The organism is Neorhizobium populisoli (assembly GCF_019430945.1).
GTDB classification, from domain to species: domain Bacteria; phylum Pseudomonadota; class Alphaproteobacteria; order Rhizobiales; family Rhizobiaceae; genus Neorhizobium; species Neorhizobium populisoli.
In genome coordinates this window covers 75,237-95,658 of record NZ_JAHYCB010000015.1, presented here as the reverse complement: position 1 = coordinate 95,658, position 20,422 = coordinate 75,237, and the positions used below count along the sequence as shown (strand labels likewise).

The 20,422-nt window shown below is 61.2% G+C and carries 30 protein-coding genes and 5 pseudogenes; 26 read left to right on the top strand and 9 right to left on the bottom strand.

Translation table 11 applies throughout. The annotated features are described in order from the left end of the window. The first annotated feature begins 576 nt into the window (after window positions 1-576). The 3 genes from KX729_RS28985 (at window position 577) to KX729_RS28975 (ending at window position 1,938) form a co-directional block, all read left to right on the top strand. The gene (locus KX729_RS28985; RefSeq protein ID WP_219745936.1) at window positions 577-906 is read left to right on the top strand and encodes a hypothetical protein; all 330 of its coding nucleotides are present in this window, start codon (window positions 577-579) and stop codon (window positions 904-906) included. 228 nt (window positions 907-1,134) lie between these two features. Beyond that, window positions 1,135-1,584 carry a BA14K family protein gene (locus tag KX729_RS28980; RefSeq protein WP_219745935.1) on the top strand — a complete coding sequence of 150 codons (450 nt, stop codon included), beginning with the start codon at window positions 1,135-1,137 and terminating at the stop codon, window positions 1,582-1,584. Between the two features lie 108 nt (window positions 1,585-1,692). Further along, window positions 1,693-1,938, top strand: a complete 246-nt coding sequence (locus tag KX729_RS28975; RefSeq protein WP_219745934.1) for a DUF982 domain-containing protein — start codon at window positions 1,693-1,695, stop codon at window positions 1,936-1,938. A gap of 30 nt (window positions 1,939-1,968) precedes the next feature. Here KX729_RS28975 and KX729_RS28970 read toward each other — a convergent pair whose 3' ends face one another. Together KX729_RS28970 and KX729_RS34870 are read right to left on the bottom strand one after the other, a co-directional pair. Further along, window positions 1,969-2,178, bottom strand: a complete 210-nt coding sequence (locus KX729_RS28970; protein ID WP_219745953.1) for a hypothetical protein — start codon at window positions 2,176-2,178, stop codon at window positions 1,969-1,971. Between the two features lie 72 nt (window positions 2,179-2,250). After that, window positions 2,251-2,706, bottom strand: coding sequence for a YidB family protein (locus KX729_RS34870; protein ID WP_219745933.1), 456 nt, complete (start codon window positions 2,704-2,706; stop codon window positions 2,251-2,253). 120 nt (window positions 2,707-2,826) lie between these two features. Between KX729_RS34870 and KX729_RS34295 the strand changes: the two genes are divergently transcribed. The 4 genes and pseudogenes from KX729_RS34295 to KX729_RS28950 form a co-directional block, all read left to right on the top strand. Continuing rightward, window positions 2,827-2,952, top strand: a complete 126-nt coding sequence (locus KX729_RS34295; protein WP_281423282.1) for a hypothetical protein — start codon at window positions 2,827-2,829, stop codon at window positions 2,950-2,952. Window positions 2,953-3,226: 274 nt separating this feature from the next. Continuing rightward, window positions 3,227-3,640, top strand: a complete 414-nt coding sequence (locus KX729_RS28960; RefSeq protein WP_219745932.1) for a hypothetical protein — start codon at window positions 3,227-3,229, stop codon at window positions 3,638-3,640. After that, the gene (locus tag KX729_RS28955; protein WP_246617936.1) at window positions 3,637-3,921 is read left to right on the top strand and encodes an alpha/beta hydrolase; all 285 of its coding nucleotides are present in this window, start codon (window positions 3,637-3,639) and stop codon (window positions 3,919-3,921) included. Before KX729_RS28960 ends, KX729_RS28955 begins: the two co-directional genes overlap by 4 nt. Window positions 3,922-4,076: 155 nt before the next feature. Continuing rightward, window positions 4,077-5,117 (top strand): annotated as a pseudogene (locus KX729_RS28950) (OB-fold nucleic acid binding domain-containing protein); the annotation flags it as partial. Between the two features lie 30 nt (window positions 5,118-5,147). Here KX729_RS28950 and KX729_RS28945 read toward each other — a convergent pair. The 3 genes from KX729_RS28945 to KX729_RS28935 all read right to left on the bottom strand — a co-directional run bounded on the left by KX729_RS28945 (window position 5,148) and on the right by KX729_RS28935 (window position 6,100). Next, entirely contained in the window at window positions 5,148-5,366 is a 219-nt protein-coding gene (locus KX729_RS28945) for a hypothetical protein (protein WP_219745931.1), read from the bottom strand. Continuing rightward, a complete protein-coding gene (locus KX729_RS28940) occupies window positions 5,363-5,668 on the bottom strand; it encodes a hypothetical protein (protein ID WP_219745930.1) in 306 nt (101 codons plus the stop codon). Before KX729_RS28940 ends, KX729_RS28945 begins: the two co-directional genes overlap by 4 nt. Window positions 5,669-5,764: 96 nt before the next feature. Further along, window positions 5,765-6,100: a cyclodeaminase/cyclohydrolase family protein gene (locus tag KX729_RS28935; protein ID WP_312992566.1), complete on the bottom strand. Its 336-nt coding sequence runs from the start codon at window positions 6,098-6,100 to the stop codon at window positions 5,765-5,767. 297 nt (window positions 6,101-6,397) lie between these two features. On the opposite strand from KX729_RS28935, the gene KX729_RS28930 reads away from it, so the two are divergent. The 10 genes and pseudogenes from KX729_RS28930 (at window position 6,398) to KX729_RS28890 (ending at window position 11,525) form a co-directional block, all read left to right on the top strand. Beyond that, on the top strand, window positions 6,398-6,652 hold the full coding sequence (locus KX729_RS28930; RefSeq protein WP_219745929.1) for a hypothetical protein: 255 nt from the start codon (window positions 6,398-6,400) through the stop codon (window positions 6,650-6,652). Window positions 6,653-6,756: 104 nt separating this feature from the next. Continuing rightward, complete coding sequence (locus KX729_RS28925) at window positions 6,757-7,017, top strand: hypothetical protein (RefSeq protein WP_219745928.1); 261 nt, start codon at window positions 6,757-6,759, stop codon at window positions 7,015-7,017. 155 nt (window positions 7,018-7,172) lie between these two features. After that, complete coding sequence (locus KX729_RS28920; protein WP_219745927.1) at window positions 7,173-7,427, top strand: hypothetical protein; 255 nt, start codon at window positions 7,173-7,175, stop codon at window positions 7,425-7,427. Window positions 7,428-7,438: 11 nt separating this feature from the next. Next, window positions 7,439-8,092, top strand: coding sequence for an SOS response-associated peptidase family protein (locus tag KX729_RS28915; RefSeq protein ID WP_219745926.1), 654 nt, complete (start codon window positions 7,439-7,441; stop codon window positions 8,090-8,092). A gap of 28 nt (window positions 8,093-8,120) precedes the next feature. Then, window positions 8,121-8,450, top strand: coding sequence for a hypothetical protein (locus tag KX729_RS33870; RefSeq protein ID WP_246617934.1), 330 nt, complete (start codon window positions 8,121-8,123; stop codon window positions 8,448-8,450). A gap of 94 nt (window positions 8,451-8,544) precedes the next feature. Continuing rightward, window positions 8,545-8,757 (top strand): SOS response-associated peptidase family protein, encoded by a 213-nt coding sequence (locus KX729_RS33865; RefSeq protein WP_246617933.1) that lies wholly within the window; start codon window positions 8,545-8,547, stop codon window positions 8,755-8,757. 123 nt (window positions 8,758-8,880) lie between these two features. Continuing rightward, window positions 8,881-8,955, top strand: a pseudogene (locus KX729_RS34675) (hypothetical protein); the annotation flags it as partial. A 436-nt stretch (window positions 8,956-9,391) separates the two neighbouring features. Beyond that, a complete protein-coding gene (locus tag KX729_RS28900; protein WP_219745925.1) occupies window positions 9,392-10,318 on the top strand; it encodes a DUF3991 and toprim domain-containing protein in 927 nt (308 codons plus the stop codon). Between the two features lie 192 nt (window positions 10,319-10,510). Next, window positions 10,511-10,912, top strand: a complete 402-nt coding sequence (locus tag KX729_RS28895; RefSeq protein WP_219745924.1) for a DUF1419 domain-containing protein — start codon at window positions 10,511-10,513, stop codon at window positions 10,910-10,912. A 224-nt stretch (window positions 10,913-11,136) separates the two neighbouring features. Further along, a pseudogene (locus KX729_RS28890) lies at window positions 11,137-11,525 on the top strand (DoxX family protein). Window positions 11,526-11,890: 365 nt separating this feature from the next. On the opposite strand, the gene KX729_RS28885 reads toward KX729_RS28890, so the two are convergent. After that, complete coding sequence (locus KX729_RS28885; protein ID WP_219745923.1) at window positions 11,891-12,172, bottom strand: hypothetical protein; 282 nt, start codon at window positions 12,170-12,172, stop codon at window positions 11,891-11,893. Between the two features lie 324 nt (window positions 12,173-12,496). Between KX729_RS28885 and KX729_RS28880 the strand changes: the two genes are divergently transcribed. From KX729_RS28880 to KX729_RS28850, 8 genes and pseudogenes are all read left to right on the top strand, one after another. After that, entirely contained in the window at window positions 12,497-13,054 is a 558-nt protein-coding gene (locus tag KX729_RS28880) for a hypothetical protein (RefSeq protein ID WP_219745922.1), read from the top strand. Between the two features lie 84 nt (window positions 13,055-13,138). Beyond that, on the top strand, window positions 13,139-13,432 hold the full coding sequence (locus tag KX729_RS33860) for a hypothetical protein (protein ID WP_246617932.1): 294 nt from the start codon (window positions 13,139-13,141) through the stop codon (window positions 13,430-13,432). Between the two features lie 12 nt (window positions 13,433-13,444). Next, window positions 13,445-13,999: pseudogene (locus tag KX729_RS33855) on the top strand (DUF7007 domain-containing protein); the annotation flags it as partial. 414 nt (window positions 14,000-14,413) lie between these two features. Further along, on the top strand, window positions 14,414-14,995 hold the full coding sequence (locus KX729_RS28870) for a hypothetical protein (protein WP_219745921.1): 582 nt from the start codon (window positions 14,414-14,416) through the stop codon (window positions 14,993-14,995). A gap of 295 nt (window positions 14,996-15,290) precedes the next feature. Further along, on the top strand, window positions 15,291-16,220 hold the full coding sequence (locus KX729_RS28865) for an ArdC family protein (RefSeq protein ID WP_219745920.1): 930 nt from the start codon (window positions 15,291-15,293) through the stop codon (window positions 16,218-16,220). Window positions 16,221-16,312: 92 nt separating this feature from the next. Then, complete coding sequence (locus tag KX729_RS28860; RefSeq protein WP_246617930.1) at window positions 16,313-16,516, top strand: hypothetical protein; 204 nt, start codon at window positions 16,313-16,315, stop codon at window positions 16,514-16,516. A gap of 33 nt (window positions 16,517-16,549) precedes the next feature. Continuing rightward, window positions 16,550-16,735 (top strand): hypothetical protein, encoded by a 186-nt coding sequence (locus tag KX729_RS33850; protein ID WP_246617929.1) that lies wholly within the window; start codon window positions 16,550-16,552, stop codon window positions 16,733-16,735. 642 nt (window positions 16,736-17,377) lie between these two features. Next, entirely contained in the window at window positions 17,378-17,689 is a 312-nt protein-coding gene (locus KX729_RS28850) for a DUF736 domain-containing protein (RefSeq protein ID WP_219745919.1), read from the top strand. Window positions 17,690-17,736: 47 nt separating this feature from the next. On the opposite strand, the gene KX729_RS28845 is transcribed toward KX729_RS28850, so the two are convergent. Both KX729_RS28845 and KX729_RS28840 read right to left on the bottom strand, forming a co-directional pair. Continuing rightward, a complete protein-coding gene (locus KX729_RS28845; protein WP_219745918.1) occupies window positions 17,737-18,015 on the bottom strand; it encodes an HU family DNA-binding protein in 279 nt (92 codons plus the stop codon). Between the two features lie 88 nt (window positions 18,016-18,103). Further along, window positions 18,104-18,329 (bottom strand): annotated as a pseudogene (locus KX729_RS28840) (WGR domain-containing protein). 343 nt (window positions 18,330-18,672) lie between these two features. On the opposite strand from KX729_RS28840, the gene KX729_RS28835 reads away from it, so the two are divergent. Further along, the gene (locus tag KX729_RS28835) at window positions 18,673-18,894 is read left to right on the top strand and encodes a hypothetical protein (protein WP_219745917.1); all 222 of its coding nucleotides are present in this window, start codon (window positions 18,673-18,675) and stop codon (window positions 18,892-18,894) included. 132 nt (window positions 18,895-19,026) lie between these two features. Here the strand turns inward: KX729_RS28835 and KX729_RS28830 are convergent, their stop codons facing one another. Continuing rightward, on the bottom strand, window positions 19,027-20,238 hold the full coding sequence (locus KX729_RS28830) for a DUF1173 domain-containing protein (protein WP_219745916.1): 1,212 nt from the start codon (window positions 20,236-20,238) through the stop codon (window positions 19,027-19,029). Window positions 20,239-20,422 lie beyond the last annotated feature (184 nt).

Here is a 20,422-nt window from a genome sequence, read left to right as displayed (position 1 = left end):
ATATGCCCAAAGGCAAGGCTGTCACGTCACGACGGAAGGCGAGGGTAGGTTGACGGCCTAAGTCACGTATCCGCATTGGGCGGAGGGTCATGAAGGCCGAGATTCGGCCTGCAACATTGCAGGACGAGAAGCATGCAACCCCTCGACCCCGATTGAGGGGTTAACGATTGGACGTCGCTGGTCATGCAAACAGATTGATCGGCATTTGCGGCATCGAGTAGGCGAGCGATATTAATGTGGACCAGATGACCCTCGGAAGGGCCGCTGCAGACGACAACGCCCTCGCCATATCCTGTGGATCGACATCCCAGGAAAACGGCCGTGCATCATATGCGCCTCGACAGTTATTTCGACTATCGTCTGGCTGTCGCGGCGCAAGTCGTCCAGGAACGGTATTTGCACTTAAACTCGTTCGAATTTGTCTGACATCGTGAAATCCTTTTGGAGATCTGCAGCCAGAAGTGTTCAGGCGGCCTGAAGTTTCATGACGGCACAATGAAATCTTAATGCGGTTAGGACCCTCGTCAGGTATCGCCGCCGTTGCGCGCATCCCGAGCGAGATCATGAAGTGCCTAAATGTCTTCAGTACTATTTTTCGTTGTCTTGATGACACGCAGGAAAGGCGGCTCGGGCAATTTCCTTGCGGCTGGCATCCCGATGCCGTTCATTGACAGCGTTGATGAGCTGTTTTGGTATCATTCTGGGGTGGGCGAAAACGCGGATGATGCCCGCGATCTTTCCAATTTCCCGCCGTTTTTGTCGCGCATGAGGCATGGTTCCGGACCTCAACTCGTCAGCGGCCTCTGTCAAAACAAGATAACGCCGATGAAACTCAAACCCCGAGATCGGACTTTTGGCTTAGGAACAAACTCATCTCGGTCGGCATTCGGGGGGCAAAATCATTAGGTCAATGTCCCCATGCGCGAACTACTCACAGCCCTTCTCCTCGCTTCCTGCCTTCTGCCGATCGCCGCAGGCAGTATGCAGCTAGCATCCGACCTTGCTGAACCTCCTGCCCCCCACACATTCACCGACCTGAACGGCGAGCCTTTGTGGCCAACGGAAGTTAGAAGAGTTGATCCCAATCTACAGGTATATGAACGGCTCCCAGCTGCTCTGTCTGCAGATACGATGGTGGCTGAGGCCAAGCCCGCGCAGCGGGTTAAGGTGATGCTCAGTTCGGCAAGGACCACTGACGCGGCTGGCGAGCAGGGTGCGCCGTCCGATGTCCTCCTCGCGCAACGGCAGGCGGCCAGGACGCAGCAGTGGTGCGGCGCGCGCTACCGCTCATATAACCCGAGCGACAACACCTACCAGCCATACGGCGGCGGTCAGCGTCAGGCCTGTAACGCACCCGTCGAAACTCCGGCAGCTTCGGTCGATCAGGTCGCGGATATTGATCGGGCGAGCGTGCCCGATGCGACCGTGCGGTGGTGCATGGAGCGGTACAGCTCGTATAGGATTGCGGACAACACGTATCAGCCGTTCACGGGCGGCAGGAAACAGTGTTCGGGGGCGGGATCGCAGTCGGCCAGCAACGCCGTGAGGGATGTGGATGGCACCACTACAGTCATCCGGTTCTGACGCGCAGGTGAACCTTCGCTATAGACTTGGGACCTAAGTCCTACGACGGAACGCCGCCTCTCAAGCAACGTTGCCAGACGAAACGAAAATCGGAAAACGGGTGTTGGAATGTCTACCGAACTTTGGGAACCGACGGTTGAAGTTAGCCTTGATTGCGGAGATCACTTCAAGAGCGTCAGCAACAGTCGCGAAGCGCTCGCGTGTTTGATGACCTGTTGGCCCACCCGCGGCGGCAAAGCTTTTGCCGCCGCTCGCAGGGCGTGCATGGGCGCAGTTGATGGTAGGGTGGACTCGGGTGTAGCAGAGAAAGCTTTCAGGAAGGCAGCCGCAGACGCTGGCATACTCCGGCACTGAAATGCAGAAGCTGCCACCAATCACTTTTTCCTAAGTCAGCTCAATGCGATGCGTATCCGGCGGATATAAGCTCGAGCTGAGATTTCCGCGACCCTCCTCCACACGCCTGATCTCGCTTTCCGTCAGCCCGGTGGCTATCTCCAGCTGGTCAACGGTATAGCCCTTGCTGACGCGCGCGTTGAAAAGGTCCTCGGCGATCTGGTGGCTTGTCGAAGTGAGGGTTGTCGAAGAGACATCCATTCTTTCCTCCTTGGCTGTCTGAACGAGCTGCGACAGCTGCTTTAGACTTCATCGGTTGTGAGGGTTCAGGAATCAAATAGGCGAGGCTGGCGGAAACGATCCGTCAGGCGTCAGACCATCCACGGCGTCGGGAAGGTTCTTTGACAGTCTCTTCAGGACCTCCTCCTCGGACAGCCCTGTTCGCGCGGCGATATCGCGCAGGACGTCCGGACCAAGTGCCGATGCGAGTTCGCTGTCGTCAATCGGTTCGTTCGCGCCCGGCTTGACCCAAGACTCAGCCTTCCTTTCCTGTCCAGCCTGTTTGAACCAATCGATCAAGTCGCTGAGGCCGCCGTTGATGATAGAATGTCGTCGAAGCCACCCGAAGTCGGCGACATGGAGGCGTTCGGCGTAGAGCCTTGCGTTGCGCCACCGGGCGCCGACTGAGGACGCTCGGTGACCCCTTTGAGGATTCCAGCGATCTTGTCGCGGTTTTGATAACCCGCGACGGCGAGGACGGCGGGTAGCGTTGAGTGATCCGCTCGGCATGTCGTTTCTCCTATTTCCGCGAAAACGAGCCATAGCGTGCCTGATTCCGCCCAGGAAGATAGGCGCTGACGGAACAGCCATCCGGTGGTGAGGTTTGAATGGAGAACCCAAGGAGGCCAAATGACCTTTACCGTAAAATTCATGGATGCCCTGCATCGACTGGAAGAGTCCGGCAACGTCGACGTCATCGCCAGTCTGTTCAACGACGATGCCACGTTCGCAAGCGGAAAAGCCGCCGCGATTTAATGGCAGAGCGTGGGTGTCATCGACGGTCAGTCCGTCTCGTACTCAGGCGTTAGCGTCCTTGAATTCGACGATAAAAAGATCAGAGGATTCAGGGCGTGTATCGGCCCGCGCGAACTGATCGCACGAGCGGGCGCAAGCGAACCGGACGCAACGGCCAGCGACGTCGAGCGTGCATCAGAGGAGGAAACGGCGGAACCTTCCGGGCGACGCCCGGTTCGATTGCATGGACGGAACCCGCGGTGGTCTCCGCTTCTTAGATAGAGAAGGCTCGATCATGGCCCTGCAGTCACTTGTCGCGGAAATAACCGGCGCGATACCGATATCCGACGCCGCTACCGACATAGCCCCCGGACGACGCGTCCTCATCGTGTTCGAAAACGGCAGAACAACGCTTAAGGACTGGCATAACGATCTCCTATGGATCGACCGCGACCGATTACGGCTGCTGAACGTATCCGTTGTCAGTATACCCTCCGAAGGCGATGGCGTCCTCCTGAACGGCATTCACGCTACGCTTCCGACTGACAGGCTGAAGGTGGAGGTGCTGGGCAATCCGGAGGATGAAAAACCGGGTGTCGTTCTTATCAGCTCAGATGGCAGGGTCTTGCTTCGCTCTGATCATGCGGTGACGATTCAGCAGATCGGCGACGCGATCAAAACTCTCGACAGGGAGAATGGCTGGGCATGAGCGTCGTCGAACGGGAAGGATTCGGGGCCGCTCACGACCGGATCGCCTTCGTCAGCGTTTCCCAAGGCGCGATCGTCGCGCTCGACGCGGTTGCGTCCGGGCGGTGGAACCTCGGGGCCCTGGTTGCCTTTGCTGGTCTGCTGCCGCCTCAGCCGACATCGGCAGCGAGCAAGGATAAGCCGATGCTCCTGGTGCAAGGTAAGAGCGACATGACCATCCCGGCCCAAGCCTCGACCTTGCCGCGGCCCAGCTCGGCGCGACCGGGGTCAAGGTCGAAGTGAACGTCGAACCAGGTGTCGGGTACACGATATCCTCACTCGGTGCGGCGAAAGTGCTGGCGTTTCTGCAGCGGAAACTTGGCTGATATGGCAAACGATTTCTCTCAAACAGAATTTCAGCAAGCGCGTTGCCGCCTTGGCATGTCGATGTCACACCGGAGCTCGAAGCCGTCCTCGGGAAGACCCTCGGCGTCCCGCTGTCTCCAGGAACCGGCGATGAAGGTTGCAATGGTTTGCGCGGGTTTCAGCGCCGGCGAGGCGGATCAGCTCCGACGCGCCATGGCGACATTCAAGTTGACAGGCGGCGTCTCGAAATTCAAGGACAAGCTGGTCGGCGGCATGGTCAAGAACGGCTACACATCCGATTTCGCCGAGCGCACCTTCAGCCAGTTGGGGGCCTTCGGATCCTACGGCTTTCCCGAAAGCATGCCGCGAGCTTCGCGCTCATCGCCTATGCGTCGTCATGGATGAAATGCCATCACCCCGATATCTTCTGTGCGGCGCTCATCAATAGCCAGCCGATGTGAATCTACTCCGTCGCGATCAACCCCTGGAACTATGGGCAGCCGCGGCCGAGCACGTATCGATGACAGAGTCCGAGATACAGGAGCCAGCGTTTCCCTGAAATCGATGACCCGGGGGTAGGGAAGTCGTTGCGAACCACATCAACACCGGGCTTACCCTGCGCGCCCACCCGATGACCTTCCTGCGCGTGGATCTCACGGCAAAACGCATCGTCACCTGTGTGGAGGCGATGAGCCAACGCGATTGCCGGTGGATTTGGACGGCGGGCCTTGTCCTGGTGCGACAGCGACCCGGTTCGGTCAAGGGCGTGATGTTCCTGACACTCGAAGACGAGACCGGGATCGTCAACGCCGTGGTCTGGCCGTCGCTTCTCGAGAAGCAGAGGCGGGTGCTGATGACGGCGTCGATGATGGGCATCAACGGAAAAATCCAGCGTGAGGGCGAGGTCGTGCATCTCGTCGCCCAGAGGTTGTTTGCTTTTTCGAGCGATCTTTCGAGCCTTGGCGATCGGGATAGCGGGTTCGTCTTGCCATGGTCGTGGGGGTGATCAGGTCAAACATGGCGGCGGACCTGAACCGCGCGACGATCCGAAACCGGCGATGCAGGCCAGGGACATTTACATCCCCGACCTGCATATTGACACGCTGAAGGTGAAAAGCCGGAATTATTATTGAACAGGGCGTCGTCCACTCCGGGATTGCCCGTCAACCCGGGTTCATGTTGGGAAGGTTCGTTTCCACGTCCCGCCGTTCCTTTTCGGACAGCGGTTCGATCTTGTCGCGCCAGAACTGGGCGGCTTCTTTCGGCTCGTCGTCCCATATCCGCGTGCTGACGATGTTGTCGTCGAGTTTGCCTTTGCGTTTTCCGCCAAGACCGACGTATTCTTCAGCCAGGCGCGAAGCATTCGTTGATGGTTCGGTCATCGAGCGATCCCGTAAACAAAACCAACAACTGCCGCGAGCGCGACCGACGCGATAGGCTGCAGCCTGATTTGGTGCTCCACCTCCTCGCGCACCGAGGCCACGCCTGCGACGCTTGATGTCGATCTGGCCAGCGCCGGGCGTCTGACTGCGCTGCGAAGATACTTGAGCTCGGCTCGTAGTTCCTCGAGTTCCCGGCGCTGATCAGAATTCATGTCGCGAGACCGTCCAGGGTTCGTCGACAAGCTCTCGTCGACTTTGTTGCCGGAAGCGGTCATCACGGTCTTTTCGTCATTGTCAGACATGTCGATCTCCCTGAGTTGCGTCTCCATCGAAACGGCCTCTCTCATTAGGAGTTCCGACACGATACAGATTGGGCGCCAGGCTGCACGACAGCGAGCCTAGGTCGATCCTGCTCGTCGCAATGCTTTTCCGACCAAATCGAACCGGGCGACGAGGCTGGAATGATTGGAAGTGGTGCGCTCCCGGAGTTGCTCGGCGTCATCGTCGCGCAGATTGTTTTCGACCGCCATCATCACTGCCCGGAATGCCGCGCAGATGAGTTTGACCCCGCCGCCGAAATCACTTGCGACATGGTCGGCGACCTTATGGGAAGCATCTTCCATCGATTCCAGCAATTCGATCAGCAGATGAGCGGACGCCAATGGTTCGCGCGTCGCATCGATGAGAGCCGCGCGTTTCTCGGCCGCTTTGGAATCGTGACGATATGCATCGATCAGAACAGTCGATGCTACCTGCCGCTCTCGGTGCGTTCTTCAACTGCGAAAGAAGGGAGTCGAGACGCTCGATCGACAGGTCGGTATTGCCGCCATGCTTTTGCGAGACCACCGATGCCATCCGTGCAATAGCAGCGCCGGGTTGAGCTGCCACGAGAGCGGCCGCGCTGCCGCTGATCGTCGCGGAGCCGGGCCGATCTCAGCGAGTATTCGATCAAGCTCGAGTTCCTGGAGGCTCATCAGCGGCCCTGTCTGCTGGCTCTCGCACCATGCGAAATCGCCTACGAAAGTTCACAGATGCCAGTAAATCCTAAAATGGCTATTTGCGGCGTCGAAGGTATGGGGAATATGGTTTTCGCTTCTTACGACACGCTCGAGCCCAAGGATTTGTCGCTGCTACGGCAGGTCCTCGAGCAGGTATGCGAAGAGCGCAACATTACCCTTCAGCATCCCGACGCCGAGCATTACGCTCATAATCTGGTCAACTGGTATCTCTTCGGAGTGCGGCAACCCGATGAGTTGAAGGCTATGTTGAAGCCGCTGGATGCCTGAGGCGTCCATAGATTCAAATTCGGCGTAGCCAACGATGCGACTGAATTTCAGGGCTCGGACTTTTTTGAGCCCTTCTTCTTCTGTTTAAACCATCGGAGGACGACATGGGCTACGAAGCGAAGCCGGGCGAGGTATGCCTTTTCGAAAACGAAAAAATGGGACGTGAGGCCGCGCCGGATCACCAAGGGTATCTGATCGCGCACCGAGACATAAAGGCGGGGGAGAAAATCGCGATCGCCCTCTGGTGCGGTAAGCCCAATAGCGCCCGCTCGTTCGGGGGGAGGGTGAGTGACCTGAAGGCGGATGTGAAAAGCACTCCTCCGACCGATCTGTTCGGCAATCCTCTATCCGACAGGGGTAAGTGAGCGCCGATTTCGGCACCCGGCCCCAGGAATTCAATTCGGAAAGCAACGGGCGTTGGGTTATGCTCTGGCATCGAGATGCGAAAACCAACCTTTGAGCCAAAGGCATTACGACCACGACGGACTTCATCTCTGAACTGGTCGAAGCGGCGAATACCTTGCGCGCGATCAAGCCCGTCAAACGCCGCCGATTGATCGACCGCGGCATCGCGACCGTTCACGCACAGCAGGAACTGCTTCGTTTGAACGGAACCACATTCGCCCTTCAGCCAGGCTTCATGTCGGACATGCCGACGCTGGCGCGTTTGGCAGGACAAGAAGACGCGGTCGATGTCCTCGTCAGTGCGGGGATGCTGATGCTGGCCGGAGAAATCATGCGGCTTCGCATTCTCCATCAAGCAGGCCGGGAGTAGGAACCGACACGATGTCCCGCCTCTTCGCCGTCACGAAAAGCATCGAGGAGATCGTCGAGCACTTCGGCATCGACGTTCCGGCCTCCTTCGATGTGCCGAGCGAAACGATCGAGGGGACCCAGGGCCTCATCGTGTTTGAGAAGAACGGCCTTCGTAATCTGAAATCGATACCGTGGGGTTTTCCGCGAAAGACGCGCGACGGTCCGCCGACACGGCTCGGCCTCGTCGCCGATCTGACGAACCCGATGTGGGAACGCACGGTCGTCGATCCCCGGTATCGCTGTCTGATCCCGATCACCCATTTCGCCAATCCCGACGGCCGCAAGGGTGAGAAGACGAGGACGTGGTTCAGCCTCAATCGGCAGCCGCTCTTGGCCTGGGCTGGCTTCTGCAGGAATACGCCGGAATTTGGAGCCGCTTTCGCGGGGATGACAGGGGAGGCGAACGAGCGAGTCCGGCCGTTGAACGACCGCATGCCGATCCTCTTGAAGCCTGAAGAATATGAACGATGGCTCCATGGCAACATCCAAGAGGTCATTAGGTTCCAGTTTCGCGATCCCATGCGTTCCGAGGACCTCGACGTGCTTGAGACCCGCGACCGCTGGCAGAGCGGCTCTCCACCGCGAGGCGCGATTCTCCGCCCGTCGAGCCGCTCTATGTTGTGATAGCCTAGCCAACCTGAAGGAAGACCGCATGTGCAACCTTTATACCGTCCGCAAATCGGCAGTCGAGGTCGCCGCCCATTTAGGCGTGCCGAACCCGATGGCATCGAATGCTCCGGAAGAGGTCTATCCGGGGACGCCCGGTATGGTCGTCACCGAGGCTGTGCGCGAGCTGCGGTCGATGGTGTTGGGGTTTTTGCTCCGTCTGAAAGACATGAAGCCCGAGGCGAAATCCAAACCCGTCAACAACATTGCCGATCTCGGGGAAGGATGTGGGCGGCTTGGCCCGCAAACCGCAGGCACGGTGCCTGATCCCGCTGAGGCATTTTGGCCGAAGCCGAAGGGCCGAAGGGACGCATGACGCGGACCTGGTTTTCGCTTCGGGACGACCCGATCTTCGCCTGGGCTGGCCTGTGGCGTGTCAGCGACCAATGGATCCCTTATATTCCGGGGGCATGACCAATGCCAACGAGGCGATAGAGCCTGTTCACAACCGCATGCCCGTCCTGCTCCACAAGGACGAATACGAGCAATGGCTGCACGGAAGCTTCGACGACGCGCGGGCATTTGAGGAGCGGACGTTTCCGCCGGAATTGCTCGCCATGGACCGCACGACCGAACTCTGGTCGAAAAAGAAGACCGTCGCCGAGAAGCCCTTGCTGCTGTGACCGGCCTGGTTTGCCGGCCGAATCCTGCATGGCACTCCTGAAAGATAAGCCGCCGGAGCGCGCTAGCTCTACGAGGTCAGGCTCGACGGCCACCGGCTGGCGATCCATGTCGAGCACGGCGCGGTGCGCTTCCTGACCCGTGGCGGGCACGACTGTAGGGATCGCTTTCCGGCCATCGTTACCGCCGCCAGCGAGCGGCCCTTCGGGACCGCCATCCTCGATGGCGAAGCGGTGGTGCCCGACGACGAAGGAAGGCCGGTTTCGACGACGGTAGGCTGCCATGCGTCATACAAGGCCCGCGGGAGGTGCAGGACGATGCGGCCGTCTACAAGATCGAGACAGAGGCTCTGCGCAGATATGCGCCGCTGTGCTTCTTGCCCGGTTGAGGATCGGTGTCGCCTGGCGGCCTGGGCTGTCGGCTGCGCGCAAACCGGTGCTGCCGCACCGTCTTGCTCTTGGGAAAGGCTTCTATCCCTGACGCGTTTGGCGCTTGCGGCATCTTGGCCGCAAGGGAAGCTTCGCCGCGGACCGTTTTCTCGTTCCATCAGTCCCGCGACCGCGCCCTTGCAGCCCAGGCCTTCGCGCCCGGGTTTTGGCCAGACCTCCATCGTGAGAAGGGCAATCGGAGAAAATCATGAACAGGGAAAGAATAGAGGAATTGCGCGCCAGGGTGTCCTGCGCGCTGGTGCTGAGTCAGGCTGGCTTTGCCCTCGATATCAGGGAAAGCAGCCGCGGCGCGCAGAAGTTCCGGCGCGGCAGCGAGATCCTGATCGTCACCCATCAGGGGGCCGGCTGGTTCGATCCGCTGTCGGAGATGAAAGGCGACGTGTTTTCGCTGGTGCGTCTGATCGAGCGGGTAAGTTTTCCGGCTGCACTTAAGCATCTCGGCGCGCTCGCCGGCGTCCGGGACTTTCAGGTCGTGGCCCGGCTCCCGGCCCGCCGCACCGATCCGATGCCGGTCGCCGCACGTTGGGCGCGCCGTCCGGCGCTTGGCCCGGGCTCGCCGGCGACGATCTATCTGGAAGAGACGAGGGCCTTGCCACGCGCCGTGCTGCTGCATGCGGCCGGCGCCGGCCTGATCCGGCAGGGACCCTGTGGCAGCGCGTGGTTTCGCCATGACGACGAGACCGCAACCCTGTCGGGCTGGGAGGAGCGCGGTCCCGACTGGCGCGGATTCGCCAAAGGCGGCTTCAAGTCGTTGTTTCGTTTCGGCGATCGGTCCGCACCGCGCGTCTGTATCACCGAGGCGGCGGTCGATGCCCTGAGCCTGGCCGCACTCGAAGCGGTCCGCTCCGACACGCTCTATACCAGCACCGGCGGCGGATGGTCACCGACGACCGCGCACGCCATCGCGATCGTCGCCGCCAACCGTCTCCTTGTGGCGGCAACCGATGCCGATCCGCAAGGGGACGTTTACGCAGACCGACTGCGCCATCTGGCCGACCAAGCCGGCGCCGACTTTCGGCGGCTGCGACCGAAGGCGGTCGACTGGAATGAGGAATGGAAGGAAAGACGGGAAGGAGACGGGCTGCCGCATGCGGTGCGACCGCGTCAAGGGTAAGCTTCGCCCGCCGCCCGCGGCCCCTGACATGCTCGTGCCAAGGCGACCGCGGGGGAGAGGTGATCAAAGGACAGAGGTGGAGGTCAATACGCCACCCTTCGGCCACATCCCAAAGCAGCACCCATCTCTCCTATTCCGATCGTCGCCGCCGAACCGCGCAAGACCTTCGAGGGCGTCGCCGCCCGCCAGCGGATGTATGCCCTCTTCAACCGTCACGCCCAGGCACCCGCCGACGACGAGAGCGCCAGCGGCAGCCGTTATAGCGGCGAGTGGTTCGAGGGTAGCGAGGGCGACCACGACCGCATGTTTGAGATCCTGCCACCTCTCTTCTTCCGCGGCGACCTTTTCGCACTGCGCGAGTTCATCGCCGCCCGCGTCTCCTTCGAGCTGCGGCTGAGCGGCGGCCTGCGTCACTTCCACGGCTACTGCGATGTCTCCGACCGCGCCTCAATCGACCGCATGCGGGCTGGGATCATACAGCGCAAAAGCGTGGAGGTCCGGCTCATGAGCCGTGCGAAAAGCTCGATCATATCTGGAGCACGCGCAGCCGAGTTTCATGGCTGCGGCGACGCAAGAGGAAGACGTCGCCGATGAAGATCGTCGAGTGGCTTGAGCGCTACGTGGGGCGCCCGATGCTTTGTCGGGGCTGCCTCATTATTGTCAGGCAATCGCCGTGATCGTGAAGGCACTGTTTCCAGAACGGGTGGTCAATCTCTGCTCAATCCGGTGTGATTTCTAACGCTCCTGAGTCAATTTGCAAAAGCGGCACTTCCGGCGATATCCGTCCTCGCGTCAAACATTGACGACATGAGGTTGAAGTGCAGTCCTTAGAACGTTTTTCCCGATATAGACCGCACGCGCTGGCGCTGCTGCGGATCATAACCGCCCTCCTCTTCATCGAGCACGGCACGATGAAGCTTTTCGGTTTTCCCGCCGGAGGCGACGGCAACCTGCCGCCGTTGCTGATGGTCGTAGCCTGCCTGGAAGTCTTCGGCGGCGCCCTGATCGCGATCGGCCTGTTCACGCGCCCCGTCGCTTTCCTGCTGTCTGGCGAAATGGCCTTTGCCTATTTCATGGGACATGCGCCGAAGGCATTTTATCCGGCCGTCAACCAAGGGGAGGCGGCGATCCTGTTCTGCTTCATCTTCCTGATCTCTTCATCGCCGGCAGCGGCGCGTGGTCGGTCGACGCAGCCCGCAAGGCCTGACGTCGACCGGGGCGGTCGAGTTGAAGGCCGTCTTTGCTCCCTGTTTCTGTGAGGAGGCGCCCAACGCGAACCCGCGCCTGCGGGCCGCCCGCGGCAGACCTGCCATTTGTCCCCTCGACGATGCATGCGGTTGTCTCTAGTTTTTCCCGCGGTCTGCTCGAGCGGACTGTGTCGGCCGTGAGGCAGTCGGTCCCGCTTCTCCTTCGGACCGCTATGCTGAAGCTCCTGCGGCTGCCCTCGGTTCACGTCCGACACAGGACGCGAATTCCCGCTTTCCCGCGCGAACCGCGCGGCGCTATGCTGAAAGCTCCGATACGCTTCATTGTCGCTCAATTGCCTGCGCTGTGACGCCGACCCCGGTCGGATCAGCCGGCGGGCTCAGACGGAGCCGTCGCGGTCGCCGGCATGGCGTCTGGATTGGCCCCGAACGTCGTGAGGCCGGAACGCTCAGGCGCTTCCTCACCCCTTCGAGCGTGGCGCGCAGCCGCCTGCGCCTGCAGCGCTGCCAGATAGCGGCGATACATTTCGGCGCTATCGATCTCACCGGCCATCCACAGTTCGACAAGGTCAGGAACCGCCTCCAGCGAGAAGCCGCGTGCGTTCCATTTCGCGAGCACGCGACCGGCAATCTCTCGTCTGCGGCTCATCGCCCTCGTCCGCGATGACCGCGCCGGCCGAGAGGAGACCCGCGCGCCCGGTGGGCGCGATCGGCGCTTCGAAGGAATAATCAAAAAAAGGAGAGATTTTGGAGGGTTCGCAGGCCCGGCTGATGGCTGGTGCTGACGCGCTAGCGCGATCACCGCATGGCAGGTCCGCGCTCCGCTGCAGGGCGGGGCGCCCCGCCGGAGCGCAGCCCGGCCACGCTTGATCGCAATTGCAGCCATCAGCCGGGCCGGCGGTCCGGAAGGTGTCTTCGAGAAGAAGACTAGAAAAGAGGACAGCCTGTCCGCCAACTCAAACGGACATCTCCCATGCAATTGATCTCAGTTGATCCGCGCAGCCTGAAGGAAAATCCCGACCGATCCCGCCGGTCGCAATCCTCGCCGCAGCCCGATGCGCTTTTATGCGCTTCGATCAAGGCGATCGGCGTCGTGCAGGCGCCCGTCGTCCGGCTCGATCCGGATGGCGGCATCGCCGGCGATACGATCGGCGCCGACCAGTTCTTGGTCAACACAGCCACCGACGAATTCCTGTCCTGCCTGTCGCGTAACGCCCTGGAAACGGCAGCCGGTGAGGCGGGTGTCGAGACGGGAGCCAAGGTCAAGGAGACCCGCGCCGCCCTCGTCGCGCATTTTGCCGAAAGCCGCTCTGTTCACCCGGCCGCATTGATCGCGCCCGATGAACGGGAGGTCACAGCCTTTGCCGCCGCCTTCGCCAAGGCCGATGCCGCCGCTGCACCCCAGGACATTGAGATTACCAAGAGCAGCGACGATCGTCCGGTCGAGCCGGAGGTCGGCGAACCATGGGTCGCCGATGAGCCGGCGGGCGCCGAGGAGATCGAGAGCGATTGCCGAGAAGCCGCGGAATAACAGCCGCCCATCCTTGTCTCGCCGAAGCGCCGCTAGACACCCGTCCGGCGGCGCTATTTTCGAAGATCCGGACAGGAGAAGAACATGTCCACTTTGTCGAACCCACGATACGGCCGCACCCGCGAGGGATGGCTCGCGGCTCGCGTTGGCGAACAGGCGTTCGTGATGATCCCGCAGGAGGCCGGCCATCATCTGGCCAAAGCCTGGGGGCTGCGAGGCCCGATCGAAGACTGGGTTGCCGCCGATTTTCAAAATGGTAGGAGCGACCCTTTCGACGAGCAGAGGTTTCGCGAGGTAGTCGAGGAGTGGGCGGTCCATCGCCGGCAACTCGCGGGCATGGATCGCCGGTCGATCCCGAGCGGGGTCACAACACCTTAGGGCCGTTCGCAGGTTGCCGTCGCCTACGCCGACGGTATCGTTTCCCACCAGACGGCAAGCCATGGAGGCTTTGCGCTGACACCGGACCGAAATGCGGCAATCCTCGACCTGGTGCGGACCGAGGACGGGTTTTACGAGGAGGATTGCGCCTGGTCCGCCGTCGCGATCGCATTTCCGGAACTCTTCACTGATCTGGAGGGCCGTCATGCCGACGACACGCTTCGGCACTCCTATCCTGACGCCTGGGAAGTCAATCACGGCACAGCTCTTCAACCCGGCCAGTCGCGTGGCAGGGACCGCCAACGCTTCGATGCGGACAACGCCGATCGATGGGTCGTCATTGCGGCGATCCTGTCGAGCCAGCATCCCGGATTTGTCCAGTGCATCGCGACGCGCGGCGGCAGGCGCGGAGGCCGTATTGCCGGCCCCGCCCAGGACATTGTCGAGCGTCAGTTTCTCGTTGCGGAAGACCGATACGACATCGGCGTTTATGGATTCGTGATCGACGAGGAGCGGGACCGCGCCTACGACGGACCGTCGAGCTTCGTTGGCTGGAGCGGTTCGTAACAGCCAAGCGGGCGCGGCGGCATCATCGTCTGCCGCGCCACGACCGGGGCGGTCGCAAGGCAGGATCCGAGCGACGTGCCCGTTGCCCTTTGTTCGGAGGAGCGGAGATCTGGAGCCGTCATCGCGCGCAGTCCCTCGGTCTTGCTGCGGTCTGAACCGGTCGCGTCCCGGTCAAAGGCCGCGTACCGCGCCGCAGAGCGGCAGTCTCGACGCGTGCTCCGCAAGGCGCGGCCGCGTTTTCCGCAAGACCGCCTAAGGGGGTCCGCGGCCTCCGCAACCCCACCTTGCTTGCGCGCATCGGCCTGGCCTTGGGCCGGGCCGCTTGCGCGGTTCGTGTCGACCGCACCCGAGGAACAGCACCGGATGACCGGACCCTCGGGCTTTGCTCAACCGAACAGACAAGGACATCAGATCATGGCATCGCTCAACCGTTCCACAAAAGCCCGCCCCGCAGCCCAGCGCGCCACCACCCTCGACATGGTCCGCCACGCTTGCCCGGACAGCGCTCAGGCTCTGCGCATCTCCGAAAGCTACGGCCTTCCCGTCATTGACAGCGACGGCATTCGCGAGCTCCACCGCCATCAGTTGCTCGACAGCGCCGAAGCGCTGAAGGACGGTCTCGGCGAGAAAGCCATGCAGATCCACATGCAGCGCATGGTTGGTTCCTTTATCGGTTCGGCCTATGGCGCCGGCCAATTCTACAGCCGTTCGGTGACCGAAGCACGCGATCTCACCACCAAGCTCGCCAACGAGTTTCGCGACGAGGATCTCGACGGTCCGGTCGGCTTCGACGGGCGCGCGCAGCGCAAGCGGGAATTTGCCGCCGACATGGGACTGCAGGCCCACGTGCTGCGGATGGCCGCCGAAGGCGCCTTCCGTGCCTATGAAGAGATCACCGGCGAGACCTGGAAACCCTATGAGCGGATGGGCGCGACAGCACCGTCTGCCTCGCTCGACCAGAAGGCGGCCTCGCTGCAGATGTCCGCCTTCGATTGAAGGCGGCAGGACAAGTTCGCTCCGCAGCCCCGACGGCCGGCTTAATGCCGGCCTTTTTTCATTCGCAGCCGCGGCGCTCCCGCCGATCGCGGCCCGTCCCGGATCGCGGTCTAGCGCGAAGGCGGAGCGGATCGGCGCAACGGGCAAGCCGTCCTCCACTGCCGTTTCGGCCCGGCCACCAAGCCCTCGATGACACGACGCATCGCGGCCGGGTGCGCCACCTCCGCCGACGCGCTGGTCGACCGCCGTGACGGACCGCGATCGGCGCGGTCAGAAAAATTGGAAGGATAACACGATGAAGAACACCGCCAAGACCAATGTCGCGCGACCCGACGTCTATTCGCGCATCACAGATATCATGATCGCCGAGCTCGAAAGGGGCGTGCGCCCTTGGGTGCAGCCATGGAGTACCGCCCATGTCGGCCGGCATGTTTCTCGACCGCTTCGCTTCAACGGCGAACCCTATTCCGGCATCAATGTCCTGCTGTTGTGGTCCGAAGCCACGACCCGCGGCTATAGTTCGACGATGTGGATGACGTTTCGCCAGGCGCTCGAGCTCGGCGGCAACGTCCGCAAGGGCGAGACCGGCTCGATGGTCGTCTACGCCAATCGCATCAAGAAAACGGAGACGGACGGCAATGGCGAGGACGTCGAACGCAACATTCCGTTCCTGAAAGCCTACATGGTTTTCAATCTCGAGCAGCTCGAAGGCCTTCCCGAAGAATACGGCTCACAGCAAGACGCACCGCCCGTAAAATCCATCGAACGGCTTGCGCAAGCCGACGCTTTTTTCCGCGCAACCGGTGCCGTCATCCGTCACGGCGGCAATCAGGCATTTTATGCGACGGGAGCGGACATCATCCAGATGCCGCCGATCGAGGCGTTTCGTGACATCGAAAGCTACTATGCGACACTTGCCCATGAGGAGATCCATTGGGCGGGAGCGGCCCACAGGCTCAATCGCGATCTGTCCCGCTATGCGAAGGATCGTTCGGAGCGGGCTCGCGAAGAACTGATCGCCGAACTGGGTGCCGTCTTTCTTGCGGCCGACCTCGGGTTGGTGCCGGAGCTCGAACCGAGAGCGGATCATGCAAGCTATCTGGCATCCTGGCTGGCGGTCCTCAAGAACGACAAGCGGTTCATCGTCCAGGCAGCGGCGCAGGCGCAACGGGCTGTCGGCTATCTGCACGATCTGCGGCCCGACCGCAGCTTGGTCGCTGCCTGACAATCGCTATTGCTGCAAGTCGGTTTCCGATGCGAACCGACTTGCATAAATCGCATAGAATACGTGTTTTACGTACTTGAATGGAGGCGCCGATGGAACTGTTTTCCTTCTCCGACATGAACCGGGCCTCGGGCGAGATCCTTGAGGCCGCACTGATCGAACCGGTGACGCTGACCAAGCGTGGCAAAGAAAGCTCGTCATTCTCGCGGCCGAGCAATACCGCAAACTGCTCGGCCGCTCCCATACCGCCGCCTATAGCCTCGAGGACGCACCCGATACGGTCGATGCCGAACTGATGACCGGTCTCGATGCGCTGCTCGAGGACGGTCATGTTTGACGCGGGAGACGTCGTTCGTTTTCACTATCTTTGGAAACGTCAGGCGGATGCCGGCGAAGAGACCGGCCGGAAGGCCCGCCCGGTCTGTGTCGTCGTCCGTACGGCCGCCGTTCCAGGCGTCGTATTCCTGTTTGCGATCACCTCGCGGCTTCCGACCGATGACCGTCTTTTTTTTTAGCAATCAGCCAGATTGAATGTCGCCGGGCCGGCCTCGATCCTCCCTGCTTTGTCATTCTTGACGTACCGATGGGCAGTTTCGGTCCGGCCTTCCTCCGGAAAATTGCCGGCGTCGTCAAACAAACGGCAAGCCGCCGGCTGGTTGCCGTGTCACGGTCTTGAGGGAGCTAGGCCTTCCGTGTTGTTGCGCCCTCGACCTTCATCACCCAACATTCTCAAGCTGCCCAGGCGATCGCACCACAATCAGGCCTTGATCTGACCGGTGTCGCACAGATGCGCGAAGCCCGGTTAGAGACGTCGTGGCCGAGCAGCGGTTACCAGGTGTCGCGTCTTGTCTTTCTGTGGGCTCACCCCCGCGGTCTCGATGGGGTTTGTCTGACCGGAAATCGCCTCGCGGGCTCGGCTCGATCGTTTCCCGCAACGGCCGGCTCGTTTTCTTCCCCTGGCGACGACCACCCCGCTTGACGGGTCAAGCGGGGACCCCGGATCAGCCGCCATTCCTCGCGAAACAAGAAAGCCTCGGCCCAAGGCCATCCTTCACTTCGTTACGGCCCTTCGGGTGCGGTCCGCTCGTTGCCGGTCTCATCGACAACCATCGAGGCCGCGATGGGCGCGGCCCGATCAACTGAATAAGATCACGACAATGGCAACTATCGGCACGTTCACCGCATCTGAAGGCGGCTTCACCGGCACCATTAAGACGCTCAACCTCAACGTCAAGGCCAAGATCATCCGCGTCGAGCGCTCCTCTGACGAGGCACCGGATTTCCGGGTTCTCGCCGGCAACGTCGAATTCGGCGCCGGCTGGCAGAAGCAGGCGCGCGAAAGCGACCGCGACTACATTTCCATCAAGCTTGACGATCCGAGCTTCGCAGCACCGATCTACGCAACACTGACCGAAGTCCAGGGCCAGCAGGGCTTGCAGCTCATCTGGTCGCGCAACACGCGCCGCTGAAGAATGCGTCGAAAGCCCCGCTCGATCCGAGCTGGGCTTTCGCCATGTCACTTGTTGAGAGCATCCTTCAGGGCCTTGGCAGGCTGGAAGCTGAGCTTTTTGGCGGCGGCGACCTTGATCGTCGCGCCGGTACCGGGATTGCGCGCTTCGCGTTCTGGCGTGGCCTTTACTTTGAACTTGCCAAAGCCGGGCAGTGAGGTTTCGTTGCCGGCAACTGCAGCGGCGGTGATCGAGGCGATCACCGCCTCGACGATGGCCTTGCCCTGCGCCTTGGTTAGGCTGTGTTCCGCCGCGATCTTGTCGGCAATTTCGTTGGTGGTCGTCATGTCTAGTCTCCGCATCGAAATCGATACGGAATCTCCTAGCAAAATCCCCGGCATCTTGAACATGGCCTGTCATCGACGCGCCGCCGATCTATTCGAGAGAAACCCCGGATTTCCACAGTTTCTCATCGGTTTTGACGGGCTTATAGCCTTTCCGTCGCTTCAGACGGGCGATGTCGAGGAAATGCGCCGCCGCTTCGCGCTCCGTAGCAAAGATCTCTGACTTCTCTCCCTGCCCGCCGATACGGCCCCAGCAGCACGACAGCGATCTCGCCGAACAAGGTCGGCTGGATCGACAGCGCGTAGTATCGCGCCATGTTGCGAGAGCGATCGACACGCTGACAGTAAAGGCGGTAGGGATAAATGACATGCGCGAAGAATCGCAGTCAGGGAACCCGACGTCCAACGAGAGTTTTGAATCGGTCAGGAAGGTTCGATTCCTGTCGCTAATGGATTGCCATGTCTTGCGATGGGCGGGGGGCTTTACCGCACGGCGCTTTGGGCAAGCGCACCGAACCCGCGATGCGGTTTCGTCCGTTTCAGGTGACGATCCTCTCGCTGTTCCCCAGAAGTTTGTTGACAGAGAACAGATGAAGAGCGCGCTCTGGTCATTCAATCAAGGAAGGGCTAGATCATCGCCACGTTCACAGGGAGGCCAACATGAATGATGCAATCAGTATCGACAATCGCGGCGATTTCGCCCAGTGGGCGATCGAGGTCGCCAAGCTAATCGTCAGCGAACAAGGTTTCGAGCTGGCGAGAGCAGCGCGGGATGGCTCCGAGGACGACGTGCGCGCTGCCGGAAATGCGCTCGGCCAGGCGATCACCAACGCCTTGCTGGAAGTCTACGACGGCCTGCTCGACGGCGCGCCGGAAGAATGACGTCCATTTTTACTTCGCAGTCGGCAGGGTGCCGAGTGCCGCCGGGCCTCCTCGCGATCCCGTCTCCTAATCTTTCCGCCCGAATGTTTTTCCTCAATAAACGGCGTAAGGTCGCCGGCCCGCCCATTGCATTCACTCATTGTTGCCGGCCCCCGGCAATCTCGGCATCTCGCCATCGGAGACCCGCCAGATCCACGGTGTCAGATCCGGGCGAGCCCCGATCATATCCTGAAGCGCCGTTTCAAAGTTCTCATCGACATTCGGTGGAACAATAAACAGCGCATAGGGCAGGGGCTTCGTCTCCAGCAGGGTCGCATTGGCGAATGGCTGAGTGCGGGAGAGGTTGAACCGCAACCCCTTCACGGATTTCGAGCGCAGTCGAGCAAGGCGCTCGACGAGGTTTTGCTCATAGGCGTTTTCGATTGGTAGCCATTGCTCGGTGACTGTCATCAAGGCGATCTCGTTTATGGTGGTGATGCCCGCCGGCGTGCCGCCGATCGTCATGATCGCCATCAGATGCGATGCCTCGGTGCTCTGCCACAACATCAGCTCGGCCTCGAATCGGCGCTGGAGAGACTGCCATGCCGGTTCTTCGAGACAGAGCCGGAAGCCCGGCATGTGCTTGATCACGACCTGCCTGCCATGGCGGGCGTCCGCGAATTCCTTGATCTCGCCGACCAGCATCATCAGCTGGTTCGGTCCATTCGTCTTGTGAAACAGCTGGCCAAGCTTTTGCGCCCTTCGTTGCTCGATCGCGGTCTTCTCGTCGGCCCGGAACGGTTCGGGTACGAGCAACCTTTCGGCCAAGGTCTCGCCCCTGACATCCATGAGCCGGGTGGCTTCCGTTAGGTGGTGGTAGACTTGCCACCAGTGCCGTTTGCCCGACCAGTGGCCGGTCCATTCGGTCAGGCCGCTCTCATGCCACAGGAAGTGCAGCAGTGCCCGCAGCGACAGCTTCTTGCTCTCGTTCCTGACGCGGTCAGCCGGGCTCGCGCCCGTCTCGTCCCTCGCAGTCGACCCGCGTTTCGATAATGAGAAGTCAAGCTTGAGCGCGGTCGTGCCCGCCGATGGATCAAGCTTGATTGCGCCACCGATCAACGGCCCGAGGCCCGACAATTCATAGGGTGGTTCGTAGGACGTACAGGCCGGATCATGTCTGCCGCCGGTCAGCGGCATTCGCTTGATCACCAGCTGGTCGCCTATGTCGGCGATATACATCGGAACGGCCGGGTCGCAGCACAAGCATTGAGGGCGGACTTTCTCGCGATAGGCGCGCGCCAGCCGATCGACAAAGTCGTCGCCATCCTCCACGCAGACAGTGGTGTCGAAAAGGAACTTCCTCATGCCTGATGTTCCCGCCGAGCGCGCCGCAGCGGTCGTTGGGGGTGCCACGCGAGAGGTAAACCTGTCTGTTCAGACCGGCCGATTGTGCCGGACGGGCAAACCCAGCTCAAGGCCGCGCGGCCCCTCCAAATTTCTCTCCGCTGCGTTTCACTCCGCTCCAACAAATTCGGTTCCTCCGCGCGCC

Coding starts and splice junctions, on each gene's coding strand:
- KX729_RS28985 (WP_219745936.1), top strand. CDS start 577: ATGTCTTCAGTACTATTTTTCGTTGTCTTGATGACACGCAGGAAAGGC.
- KX729_RS28975 (WP_219745934.1), top strand. CDS start 1,693: ATGTCTACCGAACTTTGGGAACCGACGGTTGAAGTTAGCCTTGATTGC.
- KX729_RS28970 (WP_219745953.1), bottom strand. CDS start 2,178: ATGGATGTCTCTTCGACAACCCTCACTTCGACAAGCCACCAGATCGCC.
- KX729_RS34870 (WP_219745933.1), bottom strand. CDS start 2,706: ATGCCGAGCGGATCACTCAACGCTACCCGCCGTCCTCGCCGTCGCGGG.
- KX729_RS34295 (WP_281423282.1), top strand. CDS start 2,827: ATGACCTTTACCGTAAAATTCATGGATGCCCTGCATCGACTGGAAGAG.
- KX729_RS28960 (WP_219745932.1), top strand. CDS start 3,227: ATGGCCCTGCAGTCACTTGTCGCGGAAATAACCGGCGCGATACCGATA.
- KX729_RS28955 (WP_246617936.1), top strand. CDS start 3,637: ATGAGCGTCGTCGAACGGGAAGGATTCGGGGCCGCTCACGACCGGATC.
- KX729_RS28945 (WP_219745931.1), bottom strand. CDS start 5,366: ATGACCGAACCATCAACGAATGCTTCGCGCCTGGCTGAAGAATACGTC.
- KX729_RS28940 (WP_219745930.1), bottom strand. CDS start 5,668: ATGTCTGACAATGACGAAAAGACCGTGATGACCGCTTCCGGCAACAAA.
- KX729_RS28930 (WP_219745929.1), top strand. CDS start 6,398: ATGCCAGTAAATCCTAAAATGGCTATTTGCGGCGTCGAAGGTATGGGG.
- KX729_RS28925 (WP_219745928.1), top strand. CDS start 6,757: ATGGGCTACGAAGCGAAGCCGGGCGAGGTATGCCTTTTCGAAAACGAA.
- KX729_RS28915 (WP_219745926.1), top strand. CDS start 7,439: ATGTCCCGCCTCTTCGCCGTCACGAAAAGCATCGAGGAGATCGTCGAG.
- KX729_RS33870 (WP_246617934.1), top strand. CDS start 8,121: ATGTGCAACCTTTATACCGTCCGCAAATCGGCAGTCGAGGTCGCCGCC.
- KX729_RS33865 (WP_246617933.1), top strand. CDS start 8,545: ATGACCAATGCCAACGAGGCGATAGAGCCTGTTCACAACCGCATGCCC.
- KX729_RS28900 (WP_219745925.1), top strand. CDS start 9,392: ATGAACAGGGAAAGAATAGAGGAATTGCGCGCCAGGGTGTCCTGCGCG.
- KX729_RS28895 (WP_219745924.1), top strand. CDS start 10,511: ATGTATGCCCTCTTCAACCGTCACGCCCAGGCACCCGCCGACGACGAG.
- KX729_RS28885 (WP_219745923.1), bottom strand. CDS start 12,172: ATGAGCCGCAGACGAGAGATTGCCGGTCGCGTGCTCGCGAAATGGAAC.
- KX729_RS28880 (WP_219745922.1), top strand. CDS start 12,497: ATGCAATTGATCTCAGTTGATCCGCGCAGCCTGAAGGAAAATCCCGAC.
- KX729_RS33860 (WP_246617932.1), top strand. CDS start 13,139: ATGTCCACTTTGTCGAACCCACGATACGGCCGCACCCGCGAGGGATGG.
- KX729_RS28870 (WP_219745921.1), top strand. CDS start 14,414: ATGGCATCGCTCAACCGTTCCACAAAAGCCCGCCCCGCAGCCCAGCGC.
- KX729_RS28865 (WP_219745920.1), top strand. CDS start 15,291: ATGAAGAACACCGCCAAGACCAATGTCGCGCGACCCGACGTCTATTCG.
- KX729_RS28860 (WP_246617930.1), top strand. CDS start 16,313: ATGGAACTGTTTTCCTTCTCCGACATGAACCGGGCCTCGGGCGAGATC.
- KX729_RS33850 (WP_246617929.1), top strand. CDS start 16,550: ATGTTTGACGCGGGAGACGTCGTTCGTTTTCACTATCTTTGGAAACGT.
- KX729_RS28850 (WP_219745919.1), top strand. CDS start 17,378: ATGGCAACTATCGGCACGTTCACCGCATCTGAAGGCGGCTTCACCGGC.
- KX729_RS28845 (WP_219745918.1), bottom strand. CDS start 18,015: ATGACGACCACCAACGAAATTGCCGACAAGATCGCGGCGGAACACAGC.
- KX729_RS28835 (WP_219745917.1), top strand. CDS start 18,673: ATGAATGATGCAATCAGTATCGACAATCGCGGCGATTTCGCCCAGTGG.
- KX729_RS28830 (WP_219745916.1), bottom strand. CDS start 20,238: ATGAGGAAGTTCCTTTTCGACACCACTGTCTGCGTGGAGGATGGCGAC.